Raw genomic sequence first — 14,396 nt, 5'->3', positions numbered from 1 at the left:
GGCTATAAGCCCGCGGTCCTGGCTTCCCACACCACTGCGTCCGCTGGTTGCAGGGCCATGGGAAGCCAGCGGCCGATGCGCTCGAACGCTTCTCTTCGGATGGGTTCCGGGGAGAGGAAGATGTCGTGCAAGGCGTTGGGTAGCCGGCTCACCGTGACGGTGTCCGCCAGGGAGAGGGAGCGGTGGGCCACGGCGTCGACGTTCAGTGCTACGTCCGCGGTGAGGGCATCGGCAGACCACTTCGGCTGCAGGTAGCTCTTGTCCGAGAGCAACACGAGCACCGGAGCATCGATACCCAAGCCGGCTGCGACAGTTGCCTGGCCGCGGAACACAGCATCCAGGAACGCCGGCGTGATGGGGAAGCCCCGGTCGGGCCGCCAGTCGAGGTTGTAGTCCCATTCGCCGTCGAGGGTAGCTGACACGGCGCGGGTGTAAATTCCCGGATCCACGGGCGGCAGCGGCGTCAGCGGGTGGAGCCGGGCGTGCAGCCCTACCAGCGGCGCAATCGCGCGGCGGCCAAGTTCGGTGGCCTGGAACTCCAACCACGGGCTGTTGAGGACCAGGGCCGACGCCAGGCCAGGGTGGCGGGAAGCCCACAGGCTGAGGGTGAGTCCTCCAGTGGAGTGTCCCAGCAGAATGAGCGGCCGGTCTTCTCTTCGGGCGCCTGATCGACCCATGGCGTCCAAAGCGGCTGCGATGTCGGCGTCGTAATCAACGAGGTTGGTGACGAAACCCGGAACCAGCCCGGGCCGGAGGCTGCGGCCGTAGTTGTGCAGATCCAGGGCGTAGAAACGTGCCCCCGCCCGGTGCCAGAATTCGGCAACGTGGCGTTGAAAGAAGTAGTCGGACCAGCCATGAACGTAGAGGACGTCTGCGTCGATGCCCCCGTTGCTCGTCTCGTCCCGCCGCAGCGGACCGGAACCGGCGTACCGCACCAATGTGGCGATACCGCCGTCGTCGAGGTTCAGCGTTTGCTGTTCAAAGCCTTCGCCAAGAATGTCCGGTCCCCAAGGCTGCGTCATGGATCCGATCGTAGCCTCTCAGCGGCGTCCGGGCTTTTTTCCTTCTGCCACGGCCAACGGCCGGTTATTTCCAGCTCGAGGGAGAAGCTGAGGAAGGTCCGGATCAGCACGATGATCGCCAGGACGCCAACGCTCTCAAACGTGGGTGTCACCGCGACGGTACGGATGATGTCCGCTGCCACCAACAGTTCCAGGCCCAACAGGATGGACCTGCCCAGCAGCTGCCGGTAGGCCCGATAGGGCGTGAACGGCGCCAGGCCCCTGGCCCGTTCCGGTTGGTAGCCGCGCAAGGCCATGGGGATGGAGACCAAAGCTCCAACCACCATGACGGCCACCCCCGCGGCATCCATGTACCTGCCGACGGCTTCGATGATGTGCTGGAAATCCATGGCCCTCCTGTGGTGGAATCTTGCCGCTACTGCGCGGGCGCCGGGACCGGGAAGAACACCCGGGGATCCTGCAACAGGGCCGGGTAGTCGAAGTCGGAGCGCTTGATCACGCTGGTGACCTCGAAGTTGCGAGCGAAGCGGCCGTTCTCGGTGATGGGGCGGCCGTGGATGAGGCCGACGGCGAGGGTCTGGCCGCCGTCGAACGGGACGGCCAGTTCGGTCTTGCCGGGCAGTGTGTTGAAGGCCTGCTCCTGTGCCTGGCGCTTGCGCGTGGGCTTCTTCTCAAGCTGCTTCACGGGACGCTTTTTGGGTCCGCCCACCTGCCGCCGCGACTTTTCTTCGGCGTAGACGAACTGGTACTCGTCGGGGTCCGCTGGCGCCGCGGAACGTGCCTTGCGATGCGGAGGCAGGCTGACAGTGGTGAGCTGTTCGGGACGAAGATCCTCAACGTTGGTGCGCAGGATCCACAGGCTGTCCTCTTCGGGATCCTCCGGGTGGAATTCGTGCTTGGGCTCCGGCCACACGTATTCCAGCTTTTCCTCGGTGCCCGGGAAGATCGGCGCGTAGTGCTTGGGGTCCTTGCTGATCAACTTTGAACGGTGGCTGAGGTGCAGGTCCTCGTGTCCCAACCATGGCGGCATGATGATCCTGGACGCGTAGTCCGGGTGGGCCGCCTGCGGTGCGAACTCGGCAATGTTGGTGCGGGTGTTGTCCGGGTGGCCGCGCTCCATCCATTCATCGGCCATCGCCAGGCCATACATGGTGAGAGCCGGAACATGGCCCATCCACATGCGGACAGCCGGGTGGGACTGCCAACCGTATTCCGGGATCACCAACGCGCGGAGTACCTGGAGTGCTTCGACGCGCTGTTTGCCGAGCCTTGAAGTGTCGAGCGCCGCGGCACTCTCACGGAAATCGGCGAAGGGGAGGAAAGTCTGCATCCTTTCAGTTTGAGGGTGCCGGGCGTGAGAACCAAGTTGAGTGCTCCGGGACACGTGCCCGTGTTCGGGCCTAGAGTTGCAGGGTGGAAACTATTGGCGAGAAAACAACCACCCCGGCACCCCCGGTTGCCGAACTGCACCTGCACATCGAAGGGACCCTCCAGCCAGAGCTGATCTTTGCCCTGGCCGAACGCAACGGCATTGAACTGCCCTATGAAGACATCGAAGAACTGCGCGGGAAGTACGAATTTTCCGACCTGCAGTCCTTCCTGGACCTCTACTACGCCAACATGGCCGTCCTGCAGACCGAGCAGGACTTCACCGACATGACCCGGGCCTACCTGGAGCGCGCCGCTGCCGGCGGAGTACGGCACGCGGAAATCATGATGGACCCCCAGGCCCACATTTCACGCGGTGTGGCCTTGGAAACCTGCGTCAACGGCGTGGCCAAGGCTCTGGCAACATCGGAAGAGGACTTTGGTGTCTCCACCCTCCTTATTGCCGCCTTCCTGCGGGATATGTCCGAGGAATCCGCCCTGGAAGTGTTTGAACGGCTCCTTGCCACGCATGCCCCCATCGCGGGCATCGGCCTGGACTCGGCCGAGGTGGGCAATCCGCCGTCGAAGTTTGAGCGACTGTACCAGCGCGCCGGTGAGGCCGGGCTTCGAAGGATCGCCCACGCCGGTGAAGAGGGCCCCGCGTCCTACATCACGGAGGCGCTGGACGTGTTGCATGTTGAGCGGATCGACCACGGCATCCGGTGCATGGAAGACACCGATGTGGTGCAGCGGTTGGTTGCCGAGCAGGTGCCCTTGACCGTGTGCCCCCTGTCGAATGTCCGGCTTCGCGCCGTCGACAAGCTTGAGGACCACCCTCTTCCCGAAATGCTCGCCATCGGCCTGAACGTTTGCGTCAACTCGGATGACCCCGCGTACTTTGGCGGGTACGTAGACGATAACTTCGAGAAGCTGGTTGACGTCCTGAAGTTCTCGGTGCCCGAACAGGCCACCTTGGCAGCCAATTCGATCCGTTCATCCTTTGCCAATGAGGCACGCAAGGCAGAGCTTCTGGACGAGGTCACTGAGTGGGTCAAATCATCGGTAACGCGGGCCTGAACCGCTCCAGCCGAGACCCGTACATCACTTGCGGCGATTGTGATGTCACACTCAGTCACGACACACGGTGTTTACCAACTGCAGTCGCGGGAATTAACAATTCATTGGCAAACTGCAAGGGAATATCCACCGTAGAAGGAGAAGCATGGGCGCGAACACCGCCGAGAACACCAACCTTCGTCTGAAGGCCGTCCTGGACATCCTCGCAGAGGGCGTATGGTCCGGGGCGACCCTGAACGCTGGCGAAGTGCTGGCCGAAGCGATTGCCCGCGTTCCTTTCAACGACCATGAGGCCGAACTCCTCAGTGGCGGCATTCCGCGCGGCCACAAGACCCTCACATCTGCCTCGGCCAAGCTGGTCAAGGCAGGCTGGCTGGTCAAGGGCCGTTCGGGGTGGACCATCCCGGAGGACGGCCTGCGTGCGACGGTCGCCTTCCCCGACGTTGCAGCTTTCGCCGCAGCCCTCGACGCCGGCACGCCGGTACCAGCCGACGTTCCGGTTCCCACCGCCCCGCCGGTGAAGCCCCAGGCGAAGAAAGCAGCAGCGTCCAAGCGTGCTGCCGCAAAGAAAGTGACCCCACCCAAGGAAGCGGCCGCCGACGTGGCCGAGCCGAAGGTTGCCGCAGCCAGGGTTTCAGCCCCGAAAGCCACTGCTGCCAAGGCCGCCGCGGCGAAAGCCGCACCTGCAGCGAAGAAGTCCACCACGCGCAAGGCACCGGCCAAGGGCAAGGCGGCCACCGCCGTCGAGACCCTGCCGCAGCCGGACGCCGTCGCAATTGCCGGGGACTTCAACAAGATCCTTGGCGCTCCCGAGGACTGGGCGCCCCAGTACGACGAAGCCCAGATGACATTCAACCCGCTGGTCCAGGTATGGACGCTGACGGCTGAACTGCCCGCCGGTTTCTACACCTACAAGGTGGCACTGAACCGCTCGTGGGATGAGAACTACGGTGCGTTCGGCGTCCGCGACGGTGCCAACCACGAGTTGAACCACGACGGCGGCACGGTCACCATCACGTACAGCCACGAAACGCGTGACATTGTGATCGGCTAGCCCGGCTTGTGCGGTGGTCGGGCCCGACAGGGGCGGGCTGGTTAAAGTGGAACCATGACTGACGGGACCCTTCGGCTCACAGCCCGCATCACCGGCGTTGTCCAGGGGGTGGGCTTCCGCTACTGGACTGCCCGGAAGGCCGACGAACTCCTGCTGACAGGGACGGTCCGCAATGATCACGACGGTTCCGTGGAATTGACTGCCGAGGGTTCGGCAGCCGACGTTGACCGTCTCGTGAAGTGGCTCCAGTCCACGCAGGCGCCGGGCCACGTTGAGAAGGTGGATTTCGAGCTCTCCGACGGTACAGGGGAGTTCGACGACTTCCGGATCGTGGGCTAGGACCGGCTAGGTTCCGGGCGAGGCGGTGGTGAGCCCGGATTCCTTGGCCGCCAAGCGCAGTTCCTGGTCATAGGCCACCACGGAGTCCACTTGAAGCCTGATGGCGGTTGCCAGGTGAATGGCGTCTGCGCTCCGAAGTTGCCTGGGCAGCGCTGAGGCATACATCAGATCCGAACGGGTGACACCAACAAGGTTGAGGCCGGCAAGGACATCGTTGACTTGATCAAAAGGCAGGCTACGGCGGCGTGCAGCGCAGTGAAGCTCGGTGTAGAGGAGCATGGAAGCCACCAAGTGACCTCCAGCTACCCGGACTCCCTGGAGATGCGCGGCCAGGGCCTCGGATTCCTGCTCCTCCACAACAAGCTTCAGAATCGCGGAGGTGTCCGCGTAAACGATCACCGGTCCCCGCGGAGGTCAGCCAGGATGTCGGCCGTGGTCATGTCGCTGCTGACGCGCTCCACAAGGCGGAAGTCCACGGGTGACTCGATGGCAGGCCGGATGCTTCCTGCTTGGAGCAATCGTTCAAAGGGCGAAGCTGATGGCGGAATGAGGGTGGCCGCGGCTTGGCCGTTATTGGTGACGTAGAAATATATAGACTGGTCTATTATGTAGTTATGCCTTCTTCTTCGTATCCCAAAGGACTCGCAACCCGGCAGCGTTTGGTCGAGTCCATGCTTGATCTGGTCCAACTTCACGGCTATCACGGAACGGGACTCAACACTGTCCTGGCCCGGTCCGGTGCTCCCAAAGGCTCGCTCTATTTCCATTTCCCCGAAGGGAAGACGGGGCTCGGTGTTGCTGTGGTGGCGCTGGCCGGCGATCACTTCGGAGAACTGATTGGCAAGGCCACGGCGACGGCCACCTCACCCGCGGCGGTAGTGGACGCGCTCATTGCCGAACTCAAAAACATCCTGGAAGCCAGCGATTATCAGGCAGGTTGTCCCGTTTCTTCGGTCGCCCTGGATGCGGGATCGGAGAATGAACCGCTGAGGGAGGCGTGCAGCCGCGTCTACGACCGATGGATCCATGCGGTATCCGGCTACCTGTCCACGTTCGGGGTGGAAGAGGGAGGCGCCCATAGCCTGGCAACCTCGATCATTTGCCTGGTGGAGGGCTCGCTCATCCTGTCCCGCGCCCACAAGTCCACACAGCCAATGGACGCAGCCGCCGGGACGCTCAAAACACTGCTGGCAGCAAGCCTGGCCGGAGCGGGCGCATGAGCGTCCGCCATGCCTTGGTGTTCGGAGCCACGGGCCACATCGGGCAGTGGCTGGTGCGGGAACTCCTGCACCAAGGGGTGACCGTCACAGCCGCGGTGCGCAGCGAAGATTCCTTCCACCGGCTGGCGGACTGGCTCGCACGTCACGACGCCGACGGCACCGCGAAGCACGTGCTCGTGGAATTCGACGACGCTGCCTTGGGTATTGATCCGGGAGCGGACGAATTCCGGTCCGTGACGGAAGTCCACAATGCCGCCGGCGCTTTCGCGTTTGGCATGACGGCCGACGAAGCCTATTCCGCGAACGTGACCAGCGCAGAACGCGTGGTTCGTTTTGCCTCGAAGCTGCCGGCGCTGACCAGGCTGGTCCATCTGTCCGGCTACCGGGTGGGCGGACAGGACCCGAACGAGGTCCCGTGGGACGAATCGCGCCGTGCCAGGGAATACAAACGCCTGGGCGCCTATGAAGGGTCCAAGGTGGAGTCCGATGCCGTCGTGCAAGCGACAGCGCGCTCCCTGGGCGTCCCTCTCACTGTGGTCAATCCGGCCTCCGTGATCGGAGATTCCGTCAATGGCGAGTCGCGGCAGGGGGTGGGCCTTGCAGCAAGCGTCATGGATCTCTTCCGTGGAAAGCTGCCTGCACTGCCCGGGAACGACCGCACGTTCGTCCCCGTGGTGACTGTCGACTATCTGGCTTCATTCATGGCGCTGGTCCCCACCACGTCTGAGGCGGAAAACGCCTCGTACTGGGTGCTCGATGACGCCACGCCGCCGTTGCCGGAACTGTTGCGCATGATCGGGAAGCACCTGAATGTCAGGGTTCCGTGGCTGAAGATCCCCAGCGGACTCCTGAAGAGGCTCCCGCCCAAACTCACTGGTGCGGATCCGGAGACGTTGTCGTTCCTCTCGGAAGAGCGGTATCCCACCGCAGCAGCGCTCGCCTTGGCTGAGTCATACGGATTGCACCATCCGCCTGTGGAGACAGCCCTGAAGCGATGGGCGGACTACTTGGTGGCGGCGGAACCCGCTGCGTCAGGCCGGCGCGTCGCCTCGATGTAGTGCTCCAACGGCTGCAACGCGGGCTGGGACGAAGCATCGCGGACGGCGTCGGCGCCCACGGCATTGGCTACGGCCAGGGCGTGGCCATAATCCAAGCCTGATTGCAGGGCCAGGACCAAGGCCGCACAGAAGGCGTCGCCGGCACCGATCGTGTTGGCGATGTCCGTGACTTTCACTGCCGGAGCTTCGGCGGCGCGTTCGCCGTCGACGAAGATTGCCGAGCCCTCGCCGCCGTAGGTCACCGCCACCAGCGGCGCGTTCTTGAGGGCGGGGATCAGCTCGTATTCGGTTTCGTTCACGATCACCAGGTCGCAGCGCTCCAGCAGTTCGGGCAGGATCGGCGCTGCCGGGGCGGCGTTGAGAGCGAAGAATCCGGGCGCGCGGCGGGCAGCTTCCAACACCACGTCCTGGTCCACTTCGAGCTGGCAAAGCAGCGCTTCCTCTTCGCCAAATGACACACCGTCCAGGGCCACTGAGCCATTGGCGCCAGGGCACACCACGATTTGGTTTTCGCCGTCGCTGTCCACCAGCACCAGTGCGGTTCCGGTTGCTGCGTCCACGCGGGAGACGCTGTGGATGTCGACGCCGGCACCAGCCATTGCGTCCAGAAGCGTCCGTCCGGCGTCGTCCTGGCCAACGGCCCCCACCATGCGGGAGCGGCCGGAGAGCCGGGCCGCGGCGACGGCCTGGTTGGCGCCCTTGCCGCCGGGCTGCTGGCGGAGGACTGCTCCGCCGACGGTTTCGCCGGGAGAGGGCAGTCGGCTGGCGGTTGCCGTGATGTCGAGGTTGATGCTTCCCACCACCGTGAGTGTGGGGTTGTTGGTGGGCGCGGAAGAGTGAAGGGGAGTGCTCATGGAAGATCCTTGGTGGTCAGCTCGGAGAGAATTTCAGGAGGACTGTATGACGGAGAGGTGACCGGCTTTGGCGGCCACCAGGCATTTGGCGAGGTAGAACGGTGAGCCGTTCCGGCGCACGTACTGGGTGAGGACCAGCACCGGATCGGAAGGGCGGAGTCCCAGCAGCTTGGCCCGGCTGGGCCCGGCCGTGCTGAGGCTGATTTCGCATTCGCCGGGTCCCAGGGCAGTGCCGGGGAGTCCGCCCAGCACCTCCAGGAGCGTGGACGCTGAGAGCGTGGGCGCCTCCGCAGCACCGGCGAGTTCGTCGGCTTCCGGAATCTTCTGTGCGACATTTTCCTGCAGGTGGGCCACGGGCTCGCCGTTGCGGATGAGCACGCTCTCCCAGAACCAGACATCCTCATCAGGCTCCACGCCGATGCCTGGCGCAACGAACTCCGAAGCCGGTTGTTTGATGGCCGCTACGCGCTTGACCTGGATGTCCTGGTCCGGCCCGCCGAGGAGTTGATCGAAGGGGCGGATGTGTTCAATGCCGATCCGGGGAAGTGAATCAGCCACGAACCGTCCAACTCCACGACGTGCCCGGGTGAGGCCGTCTTCTTCCAGCAGCATCAGCGCTTCCCGGATCACGGTGCGGCTGACGTCCATCATGGTCCCCAGCTCGGTCTCGGTGGGGAGCAGTGAACCCGGCGGCAGGATCTTTGTCCGGATCGCTTCTGCAATGCGCGAGTACGCGGCAACGCGAAGGGGCTGCCCGGGTTGGGTGGCGATGGGGCGGGACAGGAACTGGACGGCTTTGTCGGTCAAGGGGGCCTCACTTGGAATGGGTTACCGACACTGTACCGGAAGACTGTGACAGGTTGCACAAGCTCGTAATACATGCTTGTATAACAACTCACATCTCGTGGCGCCGCCCCGCGCCCTCGGACAAAGGAGTTTGATGTGAACATCCCCAACACCACAGGCCAGCAGACGGTAGACCCACAAGTCCCCGCCCTGACGGGCACTGCGGATGCCCCTGATGCAGGCCGTGTCCAAGGCAAAGCTGCCGCCCTGCTGATCACCACCCTGGTCCTGGCCGTGCTGGCATTCCAACTCAACGCCAGCATGATCACCCCGGCGCTGCCACATATCGGCTCCTTCTTCGGCGAAACTCCGGAAGCCGTTGCGCAGGTTCAATCCATGTTCTTCCTGGCCGGCGCCATCTCCGGTCCTGTCATTGGCCGCTGGAGCGACTTCATCGGCCGCCGCAACGCCTTGCTGCTGGTGTTGGCCATCATGGGTGCCGGAACCGTGCTGTGCATCTTCGCTCCCACCCTGCCGCTGCTGGTCACCGGCCGCTTCATGCAAGGTGTCTCAAGCGCCATCTTCGCGCTCTCCTACATCGTCCTGAACGAGTACCTGCCGGCCCGGCTCTTCGGCACCTCCATTGGCATCATCGCCGCCATCAACGGTGGAGTCGGTGGCGTGGACGGTTACTTCGGCGGGCTCATGGCCGAGACCCTGGGCTTCCAGTCGATCTTCGTTGCCGTGCTGGTCCTGGCCGCGATCGCCGTCGTCTGCGTCATCAAAGTTGTCCCGGGCGGTAAGTCCGCCGTCGCTCCGGGTCGCATGGACTGGTGGGGAGCAGGTTCGCTGTCCGTGTTCCTGGTATTCATCACCTACTTCGTCTCCACGGGTTCCTCCGCCGGCTGGACTTCGCCTGCCGCGCTCGGCCTGCTGGCTGGCAGCATCGCGTCCTTCACGGCCTTCTGGCTCATCGAGAAGAAGCGCGAAACCCCATTGGTTGCCGTCCATCACCTCCGTTCCCGCCAGGTGTGGCCGGTCATTGCCACCACGGTCCTGACGCTCGCGGGCATTTTCGCCATCATCAACTTCACCGTGGTGCTGCTCAGCCAGGACAAGGAGAACGGCTTCGGACTGACCGCGTCGCTCGCTGCCTTGCTGTTCCTCACTCCTGCGGCACTGATCGGTGTGTTTGCCGCTCCACTTGCCGGCTGGATCGCCGACCGCCGCGGCTGGATCAAGACCGTCCGCGTCGGCACCGCCACCAGCCTTGCCTGCGCCATCGTGGCGGCCCTGTTCGCCAACAACCAGCTTGCGGTCCTGATCGCCATCGCCGCGTTGGGTATCTTCTACAACGGCTTCTTCCTCACCGCCATCAACGGCCTGTCCGTGTTGCTTTCGCCCAAGGAAGCACCCGCCGCTTTGCCGGGCATCAACGGCGCCTCCTTCGGCATCGGGGCGAGCCTCGGCGTCGTGGTTGTTGCGCCGTTCGCCGGCCAGGGCACCGCAGCCGGGTACTCTGCGGCCCTCTGGATTTCGGTGTCGATCACTGCCCTGGCGTTCGTCGTCAGTCTGTTCATTGCCGCCCCGAAGGGCGAAAAGATCTAACGCACGACGCCGGAACCCGGCTTTGCGCACAATCCCACCAGAGCTTCACCACCCGCAACACCTGAAACGAGAGAACCGTGAACCAGCCTGCCCCCTTCTTCCTTGACTGCGATACCGGCATCGACGACGCCCTCGCCCTCGCCTACCTCCTGGCTTCCCCGAAGGCCGAGCTGGTGGGTATCGGCACCGTCAGCGGCAACGTCAGCGCCGCCGGTGGCGCCCGGAACACCCTGGACCTGCTGAACCTTGCAGGCCACCCGGACATCCCAGTGGCGATCGGCGCGCACGATCCCCAGGTCGGCACCTTCCACGGCGGCGCCCCGCACGTCCACGGCGATAACGGCATCGGCGGGGTGGACCTCGTCCCGTCCGGGCGTGAGCCCGTGGAGGCCACGGCCGCGGAGCTGTTGGTCAAGCTGGCCCACCAGTACGCGGGGGAGTTGCGGCTGGTGGCCATCGGTCCGCTGACCAACATTGCAGAAGCCTTGCGCCTGGAACCCAAGCTGCCGGAGCTCATCGCCGATGTCACCATCATGGGCGGCGCTGCGCTGGCGCCGGGAAACATCTCCCCGGTGGCCGAGGCCAACATCGCCAATGATCCCGAGGCTGCCGCCGAAGTCCTGGCCGCCGACTGGAACGTGACGCTGGTTCCCTTGGATGTCACCATGACCAACGTCCTGGAGGAAAACCACCGCCAGGAACTGCTGTCCACTGAGCACCCGGTTTCGCAGGCCCTTGGCGAGATGCTGGGTTACTACTTCGGCTTCTACGTGGACATTTTTGGGCGTGCCTGCTCGGCGATGCACGATCCCCTGGCAGCAGCCATTGCGGTCCGCGGAGTGGAGCTCACCCTGGCCCCGACCGTTCGCGTCCAGGTGGACACCACTGACGGGCCGGGCCGTGGCCAGACGGTCTGCGATCTGCGCGGGCAGTACGCCGGGTTCCCGGAGCAGCGCGGCGCACGGTGCCGCGTGGTGCTGGAGATCGGCGAGGACTTCGCTCCCCACCTTTTGGGCACCTTGCAGGCGGCATGGCTCACCGAGGATCAGGTGGCGGAGCCCGTCGCCTGACTGGCGGGAGACTGAGGCATCGGACGACGACGGCGGCAGCGGGGCGCCGTCGTCTCCTCGTTTAAGACCTCTACGCGTACATCAGCGAGCCGGGCGTGGTGAGCTTCTCGCCGGTCTCGAGCCAGGTCTTGAGGCCGGAAAGGATCATGGGCCAGCCGCCGTAGAGCTGATCGTTCGCACCTTCGCGGAGTTGATCGTGCGTGACCGTGAGGTGGCAGGAATCTCCGACGGGCTCGATCTCCCAGGTGATCCGCGAGGTCCCTTCAGCTTTGACGTCCTCGCCCCACAGCGCCGTCATGGTCTGGACGAGCCTGCGCGGGGGATCGACCTCGATGTTCTCGCCTTCACCCAGCGGGGCGTCCGCCTTGGGGTTGCGCATCTCGAAGCGGCTTCCCGGTGTCCAGTCCGACGTCAACGTGTTCCCGAACTGGTACTTGCTGCGGATTTCACTGTCGGTGATGGCTTCCCAGAGCTTTTCCGGAGTGGTCTTGATGTAGATCTCAAAGATTTTTTCCATGGGACTTTCCAATCTGGATTTGAGGTCGCTGAGGGCAGCGGCCCATGGTTCTGCGTATTTGCTCACCCAGCGGTCGTGGATGAGGCGGATGGGGACCGGGTTCAGGAAGTGCAGCTTTTCACGCCCCCGACGGCGGACGACCACCAAGCCGGCGTCCTCAAGCAGTTTGAGGTGCTTCGCGATGCCGAAACGGGTCATCTCGAACCGGGCTCCGAGGGCAGTGGCAGATTGGCCATCCTCACGGAACAACTCGTCCAGGAGTTCCCTGCGGGTGGGGTCTGCCAAGGCCTTGAACACGGCGTCCATGGCTTCAGGATAGGTGACTGTTTGGTCACGTGTCAACGGATTCTCAGGGTCTTCCGGCGAACGCAGCGAGATCGCGGGAAGCGTGCGGGATCGCCGGTCCTCTTGGGCGATCCCGCACGTTTCCCGCGACCTGGGGGTGGCGTGCTCACCATTTCCAGGGCCGAAGTATCAATCTGGGTTGACGATTTGCTCCCGCAGGATATCCGCGTGTCCGCAGTGCTGGGCCAGTTCACGCAGCATGTGCAGGTACACCCAGCGCAGGGGTAGTGGGCCGCGGCGGTTGCCCAACACAAGTTCGTCGAGTCCTGCATTCGCGGCCGCCCGGCGGGAAGCCTCGCACGCCTCTGCATGTGCTGATTGAATGCTGGCAATAGTGTCCTCTTCGCCAAGGATGAAAGACTCATCAGGCGTGGCGGGGATGCCAATGTCGGCCCGGGACCTGCACGTGATGGCTTCGTCGAACCAGACCTTTTCCACGAAGATGGCGTGCTTGACCAAACCCAGGAGGGTTGTACGCGACTGGACCAACCGCCGTCGTGCCTGTTCCTCGGTGAGTCCATCGAGACTGGCGTTCAGGGCGCGACGGTGCTCGTCCAGGAACGTTTCGAACTGGGTCCGGAGGTCTTGATTGATGACGTCGTCTGCGAACGTCTGCGGCAGGGCGCTCATCCGAAAACCACCGTTCCGTCGTGGTCAATCCGCCAGCCGGGGTTATGCGCGATCTCCCACACGATGCCGTTCGGATCTTTGACGTGCCCGTGGAAGATTCCGCCGAAAGCGCCCGACTGCGCAGGCTTTACCAGAGTGGCGCCGGCAGTCACAAGTGCCTCGATGGTGCTGGAAACCTCTTCGGGGCTGCCGACATTGTGGGAGAGCGTCACGCCGCTGATGCCGTTGGTCTTGGTCCCGCCGGCCAGATCCTGGTCGAACTTTTCGGCGTCGAACAGGCCGAGCATCAAACCCGGTCCCACCTGGAAGAAGATGATCTCGTCCGGTACGTCCATGAGCGGCTCCCAACCGAGCCCGTCCTTGTAGAAGGCGCGGGCCCGGTTGAGGTCAGGCGTGGCGAACGTGATGAAGTGCAGTCGCTGGTCCATACGGACATGCTAGCTACACGTACGACGCCGGAAGCTAGCTCAGGCGCTGACGGGTGCCATTCAGGTGGGAAGCCGGGGCGTCGAAGAGCGCGGCGATGTGTTCGGCAAGTTCGTTGACGTGCGTGTAGCCGGGGAATTTCCGGTGGGGTGCTGCCTCCTTCATTGTGTCGTCCAGAAGGGCTTTCACGACGAACACCACGGCAGCGGAGCTTTGTTCCTTGGGCTCGGTCTTGTGGCCGGACTGGGCTGCGTTGAAACCGTCGGCGACGCCGAGGACCCATGCTTCGGAGGCGGCCTTGATGGCCGAATAGCTGGCGCCCCCGGCGGTGGGGTTCGCTGCCGCCGTGGCGGAAACGATGGCCAGGCGGCCCCGCGGCGATGCTTCCAAATCCGCGTAGAAAGCGCGGGAAGTGTTCCGGAGGGTGGTCATGATGCTGGTGTGCAGCACGTCCCAGTCCTCGTCCTTCTGTCCGGCAATCCCATCGCCTCCGCGCCAACCACCCACCAGGTGGATCAGCCCGTCGACCGGCCCGAGGTCGTTTCGAACCGAAGCAGCCAGCTTCTCCACCGACTCCATGTTCGCCAGGTTGCAGGTGTAGGGGACAACGCCGTGGTACTTAGCGGCGAGTTCTTCGAGGCGGGCGGTGTCGAGGTCGACGGCGGCAACGCGGGCTCCAGCGGCGAGCAATGCGCCCACCACTGCTTGGCCCGCCGCACTGGTGGAGCCGGCCACCACAACATTGAGGGCCGGGGTGGATGCCACGTCGTTGTGGTCATTCGTTGTGGGCAAGGTGTGTCCTTCCGTAAGTGGATTCAGGGTCGGAAGGAGCCTATAGGGTGCGAAAGGTAAACTTATGTGTAATCGGCCTGAGCACAACATGCTCTAACGCATGCGCTGACGTTCACGGCTGTAAGAACGCTGGTGGGTGTGGCTCCTTGATTTCAAGCCCCTGATGGATTGATAACGATCCGGGGCGATTCGGGCACTGCCGGCAGTTCCACGGGACAGGCGAAGCAGAA

18 protein-coding genes are annotated in these 14,396 nt (G+C 64.0%); 7 read left to right on the top strand and 11 right to left on the bottom strand.

Annotation, left to right across the window (positions count from 1 at the left end):
- Window positions 1–2: 2 nt before the first annotated feature.
- From IEY62_RS07195 to IEY62_RS07185, 3 genes are read right to left on the bottom strand one after another with little or no spacing between them, the layout of a single operon-like run.
- Window positions 3–1,022: an alpha/beta hydrolase gene (locus IEY62_RS07195; RefSeq protein WP_189015387.1), complete on the bottom strand. Its 1,020-nt coding sequence runs from the start codon at window positions 1,020–1,022 to the stop codon at window positions 3–5.
- Complete coding sequence (locus IEY62_RS07190; RefSeq protein ID WP_189015385.1) at window positions 1,019–1,411, bottom strand: DUF1622 domain-containing protein; 393 nt, start codon at window positions 1,409–1,411, stop codon at window positions 1,019–1,021. Before IEY62_RS07190 ends, IEY62_RS07195 begins: the two co-directional genes overlap by 4 nt.
- A 26-nt stretch (window positions 1,412–1,437) precedes the next feature.
- The gene (locus tag IEY62_RS07185; RefSeq protein ID WP_189015383.1) at window positions 1,438–2,352 is read right to left on the bottom strand and encodes an MSMEG_6728 family protein; all 915 of its coding nucleotides are present in this window, start codon (window positions 2,350–2,352) and stop codon (window positions 1,438–1,440) included.
- 83 nt (window positions 2,353–2,435) lie between these two features.
- Between IEY62_RS07185 and IEY62_RS07180 the strand changes: the two genes are divergently transcribed.
- From IEY62_RS07180 to IEY62_RS07170, 3 genes are all read left to right on the top strand, one after another.
- A complete protein-coding gene (locus IEY62_RS07180; RefSeq protein WP_189015381.1) occupies window positions 2,436–3,467 on the top strand; it encodes an adenosine deaminase in 1,032 nt (343 codons plus the stop codon).
- A gap of 145 nt (window positions 3,468–3,612) precedes the next feature.
- Window positions 3,613–4,521: a pullulanase X25 domain-containing protein gene (locus IEY62_RS07175; protein ID WP_189015379.1), complete on the top strand. Its 909-nt coding sequence runs from the start codon at window positions 3,613–3,615 to the stop codon at window positions 4,519–4,521.
- Between the two features lie 54 nt (window positions 4,522–4,575).
- Complete coding sequence (locus IEY62_RS07170) at window positions 4,576–4,860, top strand: acylphosphatase (RefSeq protein WP_189015377.1); 285 nt, start codon at window positions 4,576–4,578, stop codon at window positions 4,858–4,860.
- A gap of 6 nt (window positions 4,861–4,866) precedes the next feature.
- Here the strand turns inward: IEY62_RS07170 and IEY62_RS07165 are convergent, their stop codons facing one another.
- Window positions 4,867–5,259, bottom strand: a complete 393-nt coding sequence (locus IEY62_RS07165) for a type II toxin-antitoxin system VapC family toxin (protein ID WP_189015374.1) — start codon at window positions 5,257–5,259, stop codon at window positions 4,867–4,869.
- On the bottom strand, window positions 5,256–5,378 hold the full coding sequence (locus IEY62_RS21790; RefSeq protein ID WP_268241109.1) for a hypothetical protein: 123 nt from the start codon (window positions 5,376–5,378) through the stop codon (window positions 5,256–5,258). The genes IEY62_RS07165 and IEY62_RS21790 overlap by 4 nt, the downstream gene beginning before the upstream one ends.
- A gap of 96 nt (window positions 5,379–5,474) precedes the next feature.
- On the opposite strand from IEY62_RS21790, the gene IEY62_RS07155 reads away from it, so the two are divergent.
- A complete protein-coding gene (locus tag IEY62_RS07155) occupies window positions 5,475–6,080 on the top strand; it encodes a TetR/AcrR family transcriptional regulator (protein WP_189015372.1) in 606 nt (201 codons plus the stop codon).
- Window positions 6,077–7,138 carry an SDR family oxidoreductase gene (locus tag IEY62_RS07150; protein ID WP_189015370.1) on the top strand — a complete coding sequence of 354 codons (1,062 nt, stop codon included), beginning with the start codon at window positions 6,077–6,079 and terminating at the stop codon, window positions 7,136–7,138. Before IEY62_RS07155 ends, IEY62_RS07150 begins: the two co-directional genes overlap by 4 nt.
- On the opposite strand, the gene IEY62_RS07145 is transcribed toward IEY62_RS07150, so the two are convergent.
- Both IEY62_RS07145 and IEY62_RS07140 read right to left on the bottom strand, forming a co-directional pair.
- Window positions 7,084–7,992 carry a ribokinase gene (locus IEY62_RS07145; protein WP_189015368.1) on the bottom strand — a complete coding sequence of 303 codons (909 nt, stop codon included), beginning with the start codon at window positions 7,990–7,992 and terminating at the stop codon, window positions 7,084–7,086. The genes IEY62_RS07150 and IEY62_RS07145 overlap by 55 nt on opposite strands.
- Window positions 7,993–8,025: 33 nt before the next feature.
- Window positions 8,026–8,799 carry a GntR family transcriptional regulator gene (locus IEY62_RS07140; RefSeq protein WP_189015366.1) on the bottom strand — a complete coding sequence of 258 codons (774 nt, stop codon included), beginning with the start codon at window positions 8,797–8,799 and terminating at the stop codon, window positions 8,026–8,028.
- 135 nt (window positions 8,800–8,934) lie between these two features.
- On the opposite strand from IEY62_RS07140, the gene IEY62_RS07135 reads away from it, so the two are divergent.
- Both IEY62_RS07135 and IEY62_RS07130 read left to right on the top strand, forming a co-directional pair.
- Window positions 8,935–10,386: an MFS transporter gene (locus IEY62_RS07135; RefSeq protein WP_189015364.1), complete on the top strand. Its 1,452-nt coding sequence runs from the start codon at window positions 8,935–8,937 to the stop codon at window positions 10,384–10,386.
- A gap of 77 nt (window positions 10,387–10,463) precedes the next feature.
- Entirely contained in the window at window positions 10,464–11,456 is a 993-nt protein-coding gene (locus IEY62_RS07130; protein ID WP_189015362.1) for a nucleoside hydrolase, read from the top strand.
- A 70-nt stretch (window positions 11,457–11,526) separates the two neighbouring features.
- Here the strand turns inward: IEY62_RS07130 and IEY62_RS07125 are convergent, their stop codons facing one another.
- The 4 genes from IEY62_RS07125 to IEY62_RS07110 form a co-directional block, all read right to left on the bottom strand.
- Entirely contained in the window at window positions 11,527–12,279 is a 753-nt protein-coding gene (locus IEY62_RS07125) for an ArsR/SmtB family transcription factor (protein WP_189015360.1), read from the bottom strand.
- Between the two features lie 168 nt (window positions 12,280–12,447).
- Window positions 12,448–12,948, bottom strand: coding sequence for a DinB family protein (locus IEY62_RS07120; protein WP_189015358.1), 501 nt, complete (start codon window positions 12,946–12,948; stop codon window positions 12,448–12,450).
- A complete protein-coding gene (locus tag IEY62_RS07115) occupies window positions 12,945–13,376 on the bottom strand; it encodes a VOC family protein (protein ID WP_189015356.1) in 432 nt (143 codons plus the stop codon). Before IEY62_RS07115 ends, IEY62_RS07120 begins: the two co-directional genes overlap by 4 nt.
- Before the next feature lie 34 nt (window positions 13,377–13,410).
- Window positions 13,411–14,166: an SDR family oxidoreductase gene (locus IEY62_RS07110; RefSeq protein ID WP_189015354.1), complete on the bottom strand. Its 756-nt coding sequence runs from the start codon at window positions 14,164–14,166 to the stop codon at window positions 13,411–13,413.
- Between the last annotated feature and the right edge of the window lie 230 nt (window positions 14,167–14,396).

It is taken from the genome of Paenarthrobacter histidinolovorans (assembly GCF_014647595.1).
In the GTDB taxonomy this organism is placed as follows: Bacteria; Actinomycetota; Actinomycetes; order Actinomycetales; family Micrococcaceae; genus Arthrobacter; species Arthrobacter histidinolovorans.
This window is presented reverse-complemented; position numbering and strand designations above follow the sequence as displayed.

Bases quoted from the DNA above. Each gene is read 5' to 3' on its own strand.
- IEY62_RS07195 (WP_189015387.1), bottom strand. From the start codon at position 1,022: ATGACGCAGCCTTGGGGACCGGACATTCTTGGCGAAGGCTTTGAACAG.
- IEY62_RS07190 (WP_189015385.1), bottom strand. From the start codon at position 1,411: ATGGATTTCCAGCACATCATCGAAGCCGTCGGCAGGTACATGGATGCC.
- IEY62_RS07185 (WP_189015383.1), bottom strand. From the start codon at position 2,352: ATGCAGACTTTCCTCCCCTTCGCCGATTTCCGTGAGAGTGCCGCGGCG.
- IEY62_RS07175 (WP_189015379.1), top strand. From the start codon at position 3,613: ATGGGCGCGAACACCGCCGAGAACACCAACCTTCGTCTGAAGGCCGTC.
- IEY62_RS07170 (WP_189015377.1), top strand. From the start codon at position 4,576: ATGACTGACGGGACCCTTCGGCTCACAGCCCGCATCACCGGCGTTGTC.
- IEY62_RS07155 (WP_189015372.1), top strand. From the start codon at position 5,475: ATGCCTTCTTCTTCGTATCCCAAAGGACTCGCAACCCGGCAGCGTTTG.
- IEY62_RS07150 (WP_189015370.1), top strand. From the start codon at position 6,077: ATGAGCGTCCGCCATGCCTTGGTGTTCGGAGCCACGGGCCACATCGGG.
- IEY62_RS07145 (WP_189015368.1), bottom strand. From the start codon at position 7,992: ATGAGCACTCCCCTTCACTCTTCCGCGCCCACCAACAACCCCACACTC.
- IEY62_RS07125 (WP_189015360.1), bottom strand. From the start codon at position 12,279: ATGGACGCCGTGTTCAAGGCCTTGGCAGACCCCACCCGCAGGGAACTC.
- IEY62_RS07120 (WP_189015358.1), bottom strand. From the start codon at position 12,948: ATGAGCGCCCTGCCGCAGACGTTCGCAGACGACGTCATCAATCAAGAC.
- IEY62_RS07115 (WP_189015356.1), bottom strand. From the start codon at position 13,376: ATGGACCAGCGACTGCACTTCATCACGTTCGCCACGCCTGACCTCAAC.